The sequence below is a fragment of the Lacinutrix sp. Bg11-31 genome (assembly GCF_002831665.1).
Classification (GTDB): domain Bacteria; phylum Bacteroidota; class Bacteroidia; order Flavobacteriales; family Flavobacteriaceae; genus Lacinutrix.
The window spans coordinates 725,305-739,856 of sequence record NZ_CP025118.1; the positions used below are offsets into that span (position 1 = coordinate 725,305).

Here is a 14,552-nt window from a genome sequence, read left to right on the forward strand (position 1 = left end):
GATTTACAATTTGTAGACGAATGACGGATTTAGCAATTGTTTTAGCATTTTGTAGAATCGGTTACTAATTTGGTAGTCTATCGCTTTTAATTTTTTAAAGCTGAAATCTAAAGTAATTTTGAAATATATTAATCAAAACACTAACAATTATGAATGTAGTATCCTCAAAGTTTCTAGTAATTAATCCTTTTGTGGAAGGTGGACCAGTATTTATGTCTCTTATTTTAATTTGCTTATTACTTTCCATTTTCTTTATTATTAAAGGCTTTTTAAGCCTTAAAGCTAATGAAGCAGTTTCTATTAAAATGATAAAACTGACTGTAGATTCTAGTCTTTTAGGCTTAGTTTTAGGCTTTTTAGGTTCTGTTATTGGTTTAATTACAGCTTTCGATTCTATTCAATCTATGGGCAATGTAGATCCTAATATATTTGCAGGTGGACTTAAAGTATCTTTATTAACGGCTACTTTTGGGTTGTTTTCTTTTGTTGTTGCTAGAGTTGGAATACTAGTGTTAAGAAGCGCTATTAAAAAATAAGAGTTTGAAATTTATAAGAAAAAAGAGTAATCTAAAATATTTGGTTACTCTTTTTTTATTACAATTCTCTTATTAAATCCTTAATGCGTAAACGATTACTATAGTCGTGTTCGTTTACGTCTCTAACAAAACAGAAAGGACTAATAGTTTCATCTTTAACCTTTTTGGTTAATTCTTCAACAGTAAAAGGACCAAACTCTTTAGATTTTTCTATGTAGTAAAACTCGTGGTCGTGAATTATATCGCTAGCTTTATTCTTGTATTTTTCATGTAGAAACTGTTGTACATCTTCTAACGAATTTAAAGACTCAGAATAGCTACTCTCATTAATAAAAATAGCACAATCGTCCGTTTGTAATCTATTAAGTATTAAAACGTCATGATCTTTAAAATAGGCTTTTACTGTGGTTTCTCCATCTTCGGTTACAATAGAAAATGTATTCTTTTTTTCAATACACCATGACGTTTCTGTGGTAGTTTTACTTTCAGAAATATGAAGAGTGTTCTCATCTTTAAAAACATAAATAGCTTTTTTTTTAGAGATACCATTTACCAAAACCCAATGCTGATTTAAAAACAAATCCTCATAATGCGTCTCATGATGAAACGGTTGTAGGTTTGGCAGTAAATTAAAAATAGCAGAAGACATTAATTAGGTTTAGTGCGTTTTATAACAAACGAAAAACTAAAGATAATATTTTATACTGAAAGACATTACACTTAAAATAGAACTTAAAGAAGAAATCAAAAAAGTATTTACAACTATTCAAAAGCCAATTAAGCCTAGTGTTAATTAAGCCTACTTCTTATTCTTATTAAATTTCTGATAATTCTTATCTCCTCTAGTTTTTGGTTTTTTATACTTAGCAGCAATTTTAAACTTATAAGATCCACCTTTATTTTCTTTAGAATTCTTTTCAGATTTATCATGAAAAGCAGGACCTGGAGCATCTTCGTCTTTTAGTCTTTTGTGCGGGTTATTGTGTTCTTTAATTTGAGGTCTTTCTTCTTCAATTAACTCTTTAGAAATCTCAACTTCAGAAGGTAATTCTGCAACAGTAATAGTCATCTGCATTAATGCTTCGATGTCATCTATAGCGTGTTCATCTTTTTCTGTAGTAAAAACATGAGCCTGTCCTTCTCGTTCTGCACGACCAGTTCTACCAATTCTATGCATGTAGTTTTCTGGAAAATCTGGAGTGTCAAAATTTATAACATGCGTTACATTATCAATATCCAAACCACGAGCCATAACATCTGTAGCCACTAGAATTCTATTAATACCTTCACGAAATTGCTCGATACTACGCAATCTATAATTTTGCGTTTTGTTAGAGTGTATAACACAAAGTTCATCGTTGTATTCTTCTTCTAGAGCTTCAAAAAGGCGATCTGCCATCTTTTTGTAAGCAACAAAAATTAAGACTTTATTATAAGTTTCTTCATCTCGAAGTAAATGTTTTAGTAAATTTAACTTCGTATAGAAATTAGGAACTTTATAACGTGTTTGTTTAATATTCTCTAAAGGAGTTCCAGAAGTTGCAATCGATACTTTTTCTGGAGATTTAAAGAAATCTGTAATTAATGCATCTACATCATGAGTCATGGTTGCAGAGAACATAATATTTTGACGACGTTCTGGTAGAAGGTCAAAAATATTAATTAATTGATGTCTAAAACCTAAGTCTAACATGACATCTACTTCATCGATAATTAATTTTTGAATAGATTTTAAATTTAAAACATGACTTAAAGCTAAATCGTACATACGACCAGGAGTCGCAACTAAAATATCAATACCTTCAGCAATAGCTCTTTTTTGAGTATTAATATTTGTACCACCATAAACACCTAAAACACGTGTGTTTATGTATTTTGTTAGCTTTTCTATCTCGTCTACCACTTGTACAACAAGCTCTCGAGTAGGTACTAAAACCAATACTCTTGGGTTCTCTTGTTTAGAAAACGGTAAGTTTTTAAGCACTGGAAGCATATAACCAAAGGTTTTCCCGGTTCCAGTTTGCGCAATTCCAACCATATCTTTTCCGCTGGCAACAACGCTAAAAGCTTCGGCTTGAATAGGTGTAGGCGTTGTAAAGCCTAAATCGTCAAGCGCGTTATATAATGGTGTATTTAAGTTTAAATCTCTAAAAGTCAAAGCATGTTATTTAAGCCGCAAAATTACTATTAATATTTTGTTTACCCTAAATGATGCTCATGTATTTGCACACTATAGTTTGTGCTAAAGGTTTCATTTTCAGGTAATTTAATAATACCTTCTTTTTCTACGATGTTTTGAGACGTGTTTTCTTGATCTGCAATGCCTAACCAAGGTTCAATACAAACATAAGGTGCGTTGGGTTTTGCCCAAAGACCAAGATAATTAAAATCTTTAAAAGTCATATTTAATATTTCTCCATGTTTAGTGCTAACTAAAGCTACTTTTCTAGATTTTAAATCTTTAAAAATAAGTGCATCCTCACTAAATAAATTTGGATTTAATTGAATGCTATTTTTAGTAGTAAAAACAGGTTTTGTTTCATTTTTCACTAATCCGGTTTGTGTATTTAGTAAATGTGTTTTTGAGGTTTCTTCAGTTTCAAAAACTAAATTATAATCTGTATAATTTTCATCATTATATAAAGGACATTTAAAAGCTGGATGTCCTCCAACAGAAAAGTATATGGATTTATTATCTAAATTTTTTACAGTATAATTAATGTCTAATATATTGTCTATTAAAGTATAGGTAATTTTAAACTCAAATTTAAAAGGATATATTTTTAATAAATCCTCATTATAAGTTAAACTAAAACTTAGGCTATTTTTCGTTTCTTTAACAAGCTTAATGTCTTTACTATGCCTAACAAAACCATGTTTAGGCATGTTGTATTTTGTGCCTTTATAAAAATAAGTTTCATCTTTTAACGCTCCAATAATAGGAAAGAGGTTAGGAGCAAAGCTTCCCCATATATCAGGATTTGCATCCCACATAAACTGTGTGTTGTTTTTTACCGAACTTATTTCGCAAAGTTCTGCACCTATTGGTTTAACTTTAATTTTTAAAATACTATTAGATAATTCGAACATGTTTTTTATATAATCTAATGACTAAAATACTCGTTTTTTTAGCAATTCTGCTTAACTTTACACAACATTTTTACATTGAGAACAACAGCAAAACATAAAATTACTAATCCTGAGGAGTTCAAGCAAAATCTATTGTCTTGGGCCCAACAGTTTGATGATGTTGTTTGGTTAGATTCTAATTCGAAACAATTTCAAGAAAATCAAAAATATTCTAGTTACGATGCGGTTTTGGCTGTAGATGCTTTTACAGCAATACAGACTGATTATTTTAATGCTTTCGAAAAACTAAAGGAATATTATACAACAACCAAAGATTGGATTTTTGGTTATTTAACTTACGATTTAAAGAACGATACCGAAGTTCTAAAATCTAATAATGATGATGGTTTAGAATTTCCTGATTTGTATTTCTTTCAGCCAAAAAAAATATTTTTATTTAAAGGAGATACTGTAGAAATGCTTTATTTGAAAGCAGTTGATGATGAGTTTGAATCCGATTTAAAAGATATCGAACAATCCAATAATCTTGATATCGAGGAATTCAACAACAGTAATTCAATAAAAATAAAATTAAAAATACATAAAGACGAATACTTTGATAAAGTAACAAAAGTACTCTCGCACATACATAGAGGAGATATTTACGAAGCTAATTTTTGTCAAGAATTTTATGCAGAAAACACAATCATTCAACCTCTAGAAACTTATAATAAGCTTAACACCATTTCTAATGCACCTTTTGCAACGTTTTTAAAAGTAAGAAGTAACTATTTACTTTCTGCTTCACCAGAACGTTACATAAAAAAAGAAGGAACAAAAGTAATTTCGCAACCCATAAAAGGAACTGCCAAACGTGATACAGACCATATTATGGACTCTATTTTAAAAAATGATTTGGTAAGTGATGAAAAGGAGCGTAGCGAAAACATTATGATTGTAGATTTAGTACGTAACGATCTCTCGCAAACAGCAACAAAAGGTAGCGTAAAGGTAGAGGAGCTTTGTAAGATATACAGTTTCGACCAAGTGCATCAAATGATTTCTACTGTAGTATCAGAAGTTAAAGAGACAACAAATCCAATAGATATAATAAGGACAACGTTTCCAATGGGCAGCATGACAGGAGCTCCCAAAATTTCAGCAATGAAAATTATTGAAGATTTAGAAGAAACCAAACGCGGTTTATACTCTGGAAGTGTTGGATATATTACGCCAAATGGCGATTTCGATTTTAATGTAGTGATTAGAAGTATTCTTTATAATGAAGCAAAACAATACGTTTCGTATTCTGTTGGTGGTGCAATTACTGCTAAAAGTGAACCGCTTAAAGAATACGAAGAATGCTTGGTTAAAGCCAAAGCAATGCGAACAGTTTTAGAGAATTAGTTTTCAACAGGAAGTCGTCAGTATTCAGTTGGCAATAGCTTCTCGTCTTTGTGAGATAAAACAGCAATTTACTAATAAACTAAACGCTCTGTGAAACTCAGCGAATCTCTACGAATCTCAGTGTAAAAATCCACAAGTATTAAAATCATCATAATTAATATCAAAAAATAGCCAAAAAACGTACATTTACAAAGTGCAAGAAATCTTTCAAAAACATATAAATAATCAGTTTAATTTTCTAAAAGGGAAGAAGCTGTTAATCACTATTTCTGGAGGATTAGATAGTGTTGCACTTACACATTTATGTAAGAAAGCTAAACTTGATATTTCACTAGCACATTGCAACTTTAATATGCGAGATGAAGAAAGCAATGGAGATGAAGCCTTTGTATTAGACTTAGCCAAAACACTAGGTTTAGAAGTCTTTACACAGCATTTCGACACGACTATTTATGCTCAAGAAAACAAGTTGTCCATACAAATGGCAGCTCGTGAGTTGCGTTATAATTGGTTTCAAGAGTTGTCAAATCAATTAGGTTTCGATTATATTTTAACAGCACATCATGCAGACGATAATTTAGAGACTTTTCTAATTAATTTAACACGAGGAACAGGTTTAGAAGGTTTAACTGGAATACCTGAAACTAATGGAAATATTGTAAGACCATTATTAAAGTTTTCTAGAGAAACAATTCTAGGTTTTGCTGAACAACAAAAAATTGAATGGAGAGAAGATAGTAGTAACGCATCTACTAAATACTTAAGAAACAAATTGCGTCATGAAATTATTCCGAAGTTAAAAGAAACAAATTCACAATTGTTACAAAATTTCGATACCACTTTAATGCATTTAAATGATGCTTCAAGTATTGTAGAAGAAAGTGTAAATGCTGTTTTAAAAAGAGCGATTATAGCTGTCAATAATGATGAAATCACCTATGATATTTCAGAATTTATAAAGCTTAAAAACCCTAAAGCATACTTAGTAGAAGTATTTAAACCATTCGGTTTTACTGCTTTTGGAGATATTCAAAATTTGTTAACAGCACAAAGTGGAAAGCAAATTTTTTCTGAAACACACAGATTAATAAAAGACAGATCTCATATGGTTTTGGCTACATTAGCTTCCGAAGCAGAGAATATTGCAATTAGTATCCTTAAAGAAGAGAAAGATAAATCGATACCAAACGGGATTTTGTTTTTAGAAACAGTCAATACAATAGAAAAAGTCTCTAAAAATGAAATTTTTGTAGATATAGAAAAATTAAGTTACCCACTAACGGTAAGAAAATGGAAGGAAGGCGACTATTTTTATCCTTTAGGAGGTAATGGCAAAAAGAAATTGAGCAAGTATTTTAAAGATGAAAAACTATCTTTGTTAGATAAAGAGAAATGTCTTTTATTGTGCTCGAATAAAGAAATTGTTTGGATCTTAAATTATAGAGCAGACGAACGTTTTAAAGTGACTACAAATACTAATAAAATATTAAAAATATCCTTGAAAGAATGAAGAAAATCTTAGCTTTATTATTCGTATTATTTTCAATGCAAACCATTTTTGCACAAGTATTAGAACCTGTAAAATGGAGTGGTACAGTAGAGAAAATTTCGGATACAGAATATAATTTAATTTACGAAGCAGATATCGAGGACCATTGGCACCTTTATTCTCAAAACTTACCAGAAGGAGGCGCAATACCAACCGAGTTTATTTACGATGAAAACGTAGTGTCTAAAGATTTTGAATTAGTAGGGAAAGCTTCAGAAAGTGCAAGCACTACCAAATTTGATAAAGTCTTTGAAATGGACATGACTTATTTTGATTATGAGGCTACATTTACTCAAAAAATTAAAATATTAAATCCAGATTTAACATCAATTGAAGCAGAAGTTAGTTACCAAGCTTGTGATGATGCTAAATGTATTTTCGAAAGTAAAACTGTTGATTTTCAGATTAAAGAAAAAACAAATAATAGTAAAATATTAGATCCAGTAAAATGGACGTCATCTATTTATTCACTTGGAAATGATGAGTATGAGATTGCTTATACAGCAGTTTTAGATAATAAATGGCACATTTATTCTCAAGACAATAAGGACCCAATGGGACCAATACCAACAGAGATTACATTTAAAAACGATAATAAAGATTTTAAATTAATAGGAGGATTAAAAGAATCTAAGAGTATAGAAAAGTTTGAAAAAGCTTTCGATATGGATGTTAAATACTTCTCCAATGAAGCTGTTTTTACTCAGAAAATTAAAGTGTTAAATACAGATTTAAAAACAATTGAAGCAGAAGCTTATTTTCAAGCGTGTGATGATGAAAAATGTTTAGCTCCAACTTTTTTCGACTTTAATAGCAATCTAGAAGATGCTACTGTAAAGTCTGCAATAGATAATGAAGCAAGTGTAGATTCTTCTTCAGATGGTGAATCTAAAGGTTTGTGGGGAATCTTTTTTATTGCTTTTCTATCAGGTTTTGCGGCATTACTAACACCTTGTGTTTTTCCAATGATACCAATGACTGTTAGCTTTTTTACTAAACAAAGTAAATCTAAAGCTGCAGGTATTAAAAATGCCATTATTTATGGATTGTGTATTATAGTAATTTATCTATTATTAGGTACTGCTGTTACAGGAATTTTTGGAGCCGATGCCTTAAATGCGTTAGCAACAAACGTTTGGTTTAATATTATTTTCTTTATTCTTTTAGTTGTTTTTGCATTCTCCTTTTTAGGAGCTTTCGAAATTATGCTACCAAATTCTTGGGCTAATAAAGTAGATTCTCAAGCTAATAGAGGTGGTATGGTTGGTATTTTCTTCATGGCTTTAGCTTTAGCTATTGTATCTTTTTCATGTACAGGACCAATTGTAGGTACGCTTTTAGTAGAAGCTGCTTCTAAAGGAGGTTTAGCTCCAATTATTGGAATGTTAGGATTCTCATCTGCAATTGCATTACCATTTGCATTGTTTGCTGCTTTTCCAGGTTGGTTAAATTCGTTACCAAAATCTGGTGGTTGGTTGAACACAGTAAAAGTGGTCTTAGGATTTTTAGAATTAGCATTAGCTTTCAAATTTTTATCGCAAGCAGATTTAGTATTACAAATGCATTTATTAGAAAGAGAAGTATTTATAGCTATTTGGATTGCCATTTTTGGAACATTAGCATTATATCTTTTTGGTAAAATTCAATTACCACACGATTCACCTTTAAAACATCTTTCTGTTGGTAGGTTAAGCCTAGGATTAATAGTTTTAACGTTTACAATTTATATGATTCCCGGACTTTGGGGAGCACCATTAAATTTAATTAGTGCGTTTCCACCACCTTTAGATTATAGCGAATCTCCTTATGGAGTTGGGAATTCGAAAGGAGGAGGTAGTGCAAGCGCAGACCATTCAGATTTACCCGAAGGTGCACATTTATTAGCACCACACGATATTTTAGCATTTAACGATTACGATTTAGGTTTAGCTTATGCTAAAAAAGTGAATAAGCCAGTAATGATTGATTTTACAGGTTGGGCATGTGTAAACTGTCGAAAAATGGAACAAAACGTTTGGCCCAAACCTGAGATATTAAACGCATTAAAAAATGATGTCGTTTTAATCTCTCTTTATGTGGACGATAAGCGACCTCTTGAAAAGGATGAAATAGTAGACTCTAAGCTTAGAGAAGGTAAAAAACTAAAATATATTGGTCAGAAATGGAGTGAGTTTCAAACCATTAAATACAAGTCGAACACACAACCATATTATGTGTTAATGGATCACAGCGAAGAAAATTTAATAGAGCCTGTTGCTTTTACTCCAGATGCAGATGAGTATTTTAATTGGCTAAAAGATGGTATTAGCAATTTTAAGGAATAACTAAATTTCTTTGAAAAAAGGAATCTTATAAATTGAAAGTATTAAGCTATTATTAAAATAAGCAATTTTTAGATTTTCAATTTAAAGCTCCAGAGGAGTTTTATATTAATAGAAGATTAATTTTGTGCATAATAGAACTCCAGAGGAGTGGCATTATTAGTGTTCTGTTTCGCTCCTAAGGAGCTTAATAAACTATTAGCATTATTTATTATTAATATATTACCACACTATGGCTTTATTAAATAGTTGTCTTTAGTAGAATTAAAAAGAAATTAGTATAGAATAAATTTAATAAAAAGGAATCTCCAATACATTTATGAGATTCCTTTTTTCAAAGGAATTAATATGAAACTACAAGGTAACATAGTAGATATCCCAAACAAACGTATTTACAAAGGAGAAGTAACTATTAAGGCAGGAAAGATTGTTTCTATTATAGAAAAAGAACACAACGCAAATCATTTTATATTACCTGGTTTTATAGATGCACATATTCATATTGAAAGCTCTATGTTGGTGCCTAGTGAGTTTGCAAAACTGGCTGTAAAACATGGTACAGTATCTACAGTTAGCGATCCACACGAAATAGCTAATGTTTTAGGTGTAAAAGGTGTTGAGTTCATGATTGAAAACGGAAAACAAACACCGTTTAAATTCAATTTTGGAGCACCTTCTTGTGTACCAGCAACAAGTTTTGAATCTGCAGGTGCAATTATAGATTCTGAAGATATTAAAACCTTAATGGCAAATCCGGATATTAAATACCTTGCCGAAATGATGAATTATCCAGGCGTACTTTTCGATGACGAAGAAGTGCTTAAAAAAATAGCTTGGGCAAAACATAATAACAAACCAGTAGATGGTCATGCGCCAGGTTTAAGAGGAGACGATATTACAAAATACATTGCTGCAGGTATTTCTACAGATCACGAGTGTTTTACCTATGACGAGGCTTTAGAAAAGCTTCAAAAAGGTATGAAAGTTATTATTAGAGAAGGAAGTGCTGCCAAAAACTTTGAAGCTTTAATAGATTTATTACCAGAACATTTTGAAAACATGATGTTTTGCAGTGACGATAAGCATCCAGACGATTTACTTTTAGGACACATAAATAAAGTTTGCGCAAGAGCAGTAGCTAAAGACATAGATATATTTAAAGTGCTTCAAGTCGCTTGTATTAATCCAATAAAGCATTATAATCTAGATGTTGGAACCTTACAAATAGGTGATGCTGCAGATTGTATTATAGTTGAAGATTTAAAAGATTTTAAAACGCTTCAAACGTATATAAACGGTGAATTGGTTTACGATTTCGGAACTGTTAATATTCCAAATATCGCTTTTGAGAATCTTAATAATTTTAATTGCGACAAAAAAGACGTTTCAGATTTTAGATTTGAATCTTTGGCTAAAAGAATTCGTGTTATAGAGTGTAATGATGGTGAGTTAGTAACTAATGAAATTATTGCAGACAGTTTAATAGAAAATGGAAACCTTGTTTCTAATACCAAAACAGATGTGTTAAAAATGACGGTTGTAAACAGGTATAATAATGCAAAACCAGCAATTGCTTTTATTAAAAACTTCGGACTAAAAGAAGGCGCAATAGCAAGTTCAGTTGGACACGACTCTCATAATATTATTGCAGTTGGAGTAGATGATGCTTCTATTTGTAAAGCTGTTAACGCGATAATTGAAGCAGAAGGCGGAATTTGTGCAGTTAATACTTCCGAAGAAAAAACCGTTGCGCTTCCAGTAGCAGGAATAATGAGTGATAAAAATGGAGAAACTATTGGAAAGCAGTATGCAGAATTAGACAAAATGGCAAAACAAATGGGTTGTACGTTATACGCTCCATATATGTCGTTGTCTTTTATGGCTTTGTTGGTTATTCCTGCTTTGAAATTGAGCGATAAAGGTTTGTTTAATGGAGGGGATTTTAAGTTTATTAACTTAGAAGTAGAGTAAATTATTATTAAAAAGTAAACCTTTTCCTATTATTATTGCAATACTAATTCACTAATTTTTATTATGAAGAAACAACTGCTTGTATTTATTTCTGTTTTTCTATTTTATTATACTGTTTTTGGGCAGATTACGTTTCAAAAATCTGTTATTCATTCTATAAATAATAATTCAGGTAATGAGACTAATGCAATGAAATTTGGAGATTTAGATGGAGATGGGAATCAGGATATAATTATTGCATATGGAAATCAAATTACTTGGCATCGGTTTAATGATGCTTTTCAGGTTTATGAATCAGTAAATATAGTGACTGATAATATATTTGGTGTGACGTCTATTTTTATAGGTGATATTGATAATGATTCAGATTTGGACATTTTGGCTGGATCTGAAAATGGTAATTCTGATAGATTATATTGGTTTGAAAATACTGATGGTAATGGTTCATTTGATATCACTCATGTTGTTGGTACAAATTTATATGATGCATTTCAAGTTAGTTTAGCAGATTTAGATACAGATGGAGATTTAGACATTTTGTTTGAGGAATCTTTTACTAACCAAGTTAAATGGTACGAAAACAGTGATGGATTTGGGAACTTTAGTTCGAGCGCTAATAATATAGTTTCTACCGGAAGTAGTGTGTTTCGTGGACTTAAAACTGCTGATATAGATGGGGATTCTAATCTGGATATAGTTTATATAACAGGTTCCTATATAAGATGGAAAAGAAATGAAGGGAATGGTACTTTCTCTGCGACTCAAACTGTGTCAACTTCTTCCTATCAATACAGGTCATTTGCAGTTTCAGATATGGACTATGATGGCGATTTAGATGTTGTAGCTGTTGGAGTATCAAGGGTAATTTGGTTTGAAAATGCTGATGGTCTAGGTGATTTTTATGGTAGTTCTAATTCCCATTTACTTACAAACACATCATCTAATAACAGAGAAAAGGTAGAAGTTGTAGATGTCAACAACGATGGGTATAAAGATATTTTGTTTAGTACTACTGAATACCAAAACAATAGGCTAGTATATTTTGAAGGGACTAATTCTTTTGGTGGGTTTGATGCTAATGAAGTCTTAATTAGTGATATTGAAACTCAAGGAAGTTTTATCGTGACAGATATTAATAATGATGGTGATGTCGATATTTGTATAGATAAGAATTTTTCAAGAGCAGTATTTCTTTATACTAATTCTGGGAGTCTTGGTAATTTCGAAGAGGGAGCTCAAATAAATGTAATAATAAATTCTCCAAAAGGTATAAAGGTTTCAGATTTAGATAATGATGGTGACGAAGATTTATTAATACTTTCAGAAGATAGCCCACAGTTAATTTGGTTAGATAATATTGATGATAATACATACATTCAGAATGATTTAGAAATAAATAATAATATTATTTCAATGAGTATTGGTGATATTAATGGTGATTTGAATACAGATATTTTATACTCTTATGACAGTAATATTTTTTGGTTAGAAAATATGAATGGCATGTATGGCAGTCCAATTAATATAACGAATAGCTTATCCTATGTAACAGATATTAAACTCAAGGACATAGACGATGATAATGATAACGATATTATTGCTGTATCATTATTAGATGATAAATTAGTTGTATTTGAAAATTTGGATGGCTTAGGTAGCTTTGGAAGTGAGCAAATAATATCTCAAGTTAATAATCCTAAGTCAACTAGTTTAAATGATTTTAATGGCGATGGTTTTTTAGATATTTTATTAGCTGCTGATAATGAGATTGCTTGGTTTGAAAATATTAATGGACAAGGTAACTTTAGCCAGTCAAATATTGTTGGCTCTATATCCAGTTTTGATGGAGAAATAATTAGTAAAGATATTGATAATGATGGAGATATCGATATTGTAGCTTTAAATCCAAATTTAGTTTGGTATGAGAATATTGATGGATTAGGTAGTTTTGTTGAACGGCCTATGATATTAAATACTTCAAATCTAAATAATGTTTTAATTAAAGCAGGAGATATAGATGAAGACCAGGATATTGATATTTTAGTTACTTATAAACTCTCAACAAATAACACATGGATAAGATGGTATGAAAATACTGATGGTTTAGGTGGCTTTAATACTTTTCATACACTAGATAGTAATTTAAATGATTTATCATCAATTAGTTTAAAGGATTTTGAAAGTGATGGAGATATAGATTTACTTTATTCTAGTAGTGTATTAAATGAAATTGGTTGGTATAAAAATTTAGGTGTTTTAGGAAATGAAATTAATGGAGTAGTTCAGTTGGACCTAGATTTGGATGGCTGTACTTTAGATGATATTAAAATTGGTAATTTATTGATAGGAACAAATAATGGAAATGATAGTTTTAGTTCTTTTACTCAATTAGATGGAAGCTATCAAATAGCTTTAAATTTAGGAACTTTTGAGACAAGTGTAATCTCTTCTCTTAATTATTTTAACGTAACACCAATTTCTAATGTTTCAGTTTTTAATGATTTAGGGAATACAGAAGCAATAGACTTCTGTTTTGAACCAATAGGCGTAATTAACGATTTAAACATTTCAGTATATCCATCATTAAACGATCCAAGACCAGGTTTTAATACAACCTATCAAATAGTCTATAATAATATTGGTACAACCCAATTAAGTGGTAATGTTACTTTTGAGTTTGATGATGCTAAATTAAATTTCTTAAATGCAAGTGAAACAATAGTTTCACAAACAGCGAACACTTTAACATTCAATTTTACAGACTTAAATCCTTTCGAAACAAGAACAATCGATTTAGAGTTTAATGTATTTGCACCACCAACTACTAATATTGATGATGTTTTAGTATCAACAGCAACAGTAAATCCTGTTACAGGAGATAACACAGCAGATGATAATGTTTTTACATTAAATCAAACCGTAATTGGTTCTTACGATCCCAATGATATTAGAGTTTTAGAAGGTGAAGAAATATTATTAGCAGATGCAGATAAGTATTTACATTATATCATCCGTTTTCAAAATACAGGAACAGCAAGTGCTATTAATGTAAATGTAGAAAATGTGTTAGATTATAAATTAGACTGGACAACCATGCAATTAGAAAGTTTAAGCCACACAGGAAGAGTAGAAATAGCAAATGGTAGTATGGTTAAATTTATATTTGATAATATTAATTTACCAGATAGTACTAGCGACGAGCCAAACTCTCACGGTTATATAGCTTATAAAATTAAACCAAAAGATAATGTAGTTGTTGGCGATATTTTTAATAGTACAGCAGATATTTTCTTCGATTTTAATCCAGCTATAGTAACAAATACTGTAAGTACAGAAATAGTAAATACCTTATCTGTAGAGGATTTTGAAGCATCAAGTTTTTTAATATTCCCTAACCCAGCAAATAACATATTAAATATAGAAGGAGAAACCGTTATAGAATCTGTTACTATTTACGATATTAATGGAAGGTTATTAAATACAATAACTTCAAAAAGTAAAAAAGCTAAATTAGACGTTAGTAATCTATCTCAAGGCCTATATTTTTTAGAGATAACTTCAGGAAATAAAAAGGAATCATTAAAGTTTATAAAAAAGTAATTTTTACTTTAATAATTTAAAATCTAAACCTTTCAGTTTTAAAACTGAAAGGTTTTTTTGTTACTTATCTTTGTGCTTACATTTCAATATTAAAAGTCC

Annotated in this window: 9 protein-coding genes; 6 read left to right on the forward strand and 3 right to left on the reverse strand. The window is 30.5% G+C overall.

Translation table 11 applies throughout. From position 1 onward, the window contains the following. The first annotated feature begins 149 nt into the window (after window positions 1-149). Window positions 150-536 carry a MotA/TolQ/ExbB proton channel family protein gene (locus CW733_RS03395; protein ID WP_100995704.1) on the forward strand — a complete coding sequence of 129 codons (387 nt, stop codon included), beginning with the start codon at window positions 150-152 and terminating at the stop codon, window positions 534-536. A 58-nt stretch (window positions 537-594) separates the two neighbouring features. Here CW733_RS03395 and CW733_RS03400 read toward each other — a convergent pair whose 3' ends face one another. The 3 genes from CW733_RS03400 to CW733_RS03410 form a co-directional block, all read right to left on the reverse strand. Next, a complete protein-coding gene (locus tag CW733_RS03400; protein ID WP_100995706.1) occupies window positions 595-1,185 on the reverse strand; it encodes a hypothetical protein in 591 nt (196 codons plus the stop codon). 150 nt (window positions 1,186-1,335) lie between these two features. After that, a complete protein-coding gene (locus CW733_RS03405) occupies window positions 1,336-2,694 on the reverse strand; it encodes a DEAD/DEAH box helicase (RefSeq protein WP_100995708.1) in 1,359 nt (452 codons plus the stop codon). Between the two features lie 41 nt (window positions 2,695-2,735). Then, entirely contained in the window at window positions 2,736-3,626 is an 891-nt protein-coding gene (locus CW733_RS03410) for an aldose 1-epimerase family protein (RefSeq protein WP_100995710.1), read from the reverse strand. Between the two features lie 75 nt (window positions 3,627-3,701). Here CW733_RS03410 and CW733_RS03415 point away from each other — a divergent pair, with 75 nt between their 5' ends. The 5 genes from CW733_RS03415 (at window position 3,702) to CW733_RS03435 (ending at window position 14,453) form a co-directional block, all read left to right on the forward strand. Further along, on the forward strand, window positions 3,702-5,012 hold the full coding sequence (locus tag CW733_RS03415; RefSeq protein ID WP_100995712.1) for an anthranilate synthase component I family protein: 1,311 nt from the start codon (window positions 3,702-3,704) through the stop codon (window positions 5,010-5,012). A gap of 193 nt (window positions 5,013-5,205) precedes the next feature. Then, window positions 5,206-6,522: a tRNA lysidine(34) synthetase TilS gene (gene tilS / locus CW733_RS03420; RefSeq protein ID WP_100995714.1), complete on the forward strand. Its 1,317-nt coding sequence runs from the start codon at window positions 5,206-5,208 to the stop codon at window positions 6,520-6,522. After that, window positions 6,519-8,885: a protein-disulfide reductase DsbD domain-containing protein gene (locus CW733_RS03425; protein ID WP_100995716.1), complete on the forward strand. Its 2,367-nt coding sequence runs from the start codon at window positions 6,519-6,521 to the stop codon at window positions 8,883-8,885. The genes tilS and CW733_RS03425 overlap by 4 nt, the downstream gene beginning before the upstream one ends. A 345-nt stretch (window positions 8,886-9,230) precedes the next feature. Further along, window positions 9,231-10,853 carry an adenine deaminase gene (gene ade / locus CW733_RS03430; protein ID WP_100995719.1) on the forward strand — a complete coding sequence of 541 codons (1,623 nt, stop codon included), beginning with the start codon at window positions 9,231-9,233 and terminating at the stop codon, window positions 10,851-10,853. A 63-nt stretch (window positions 10,854-10,916) separates the two neighbouring features. Then, window positions 10,917-14,453: a T9SS type A sorting domain-containing protein gene (locus tag CW733_RS03435; protein WP_100995721.1), complete on the forward strand. Its 3,537-nt coding sequence runs from the start codon at window positions 10,917-10,919 to the stop codon at window positions 14,451-14,453. Window positions 14,454-14,552 lie beyond the last annotated feature (99 nt).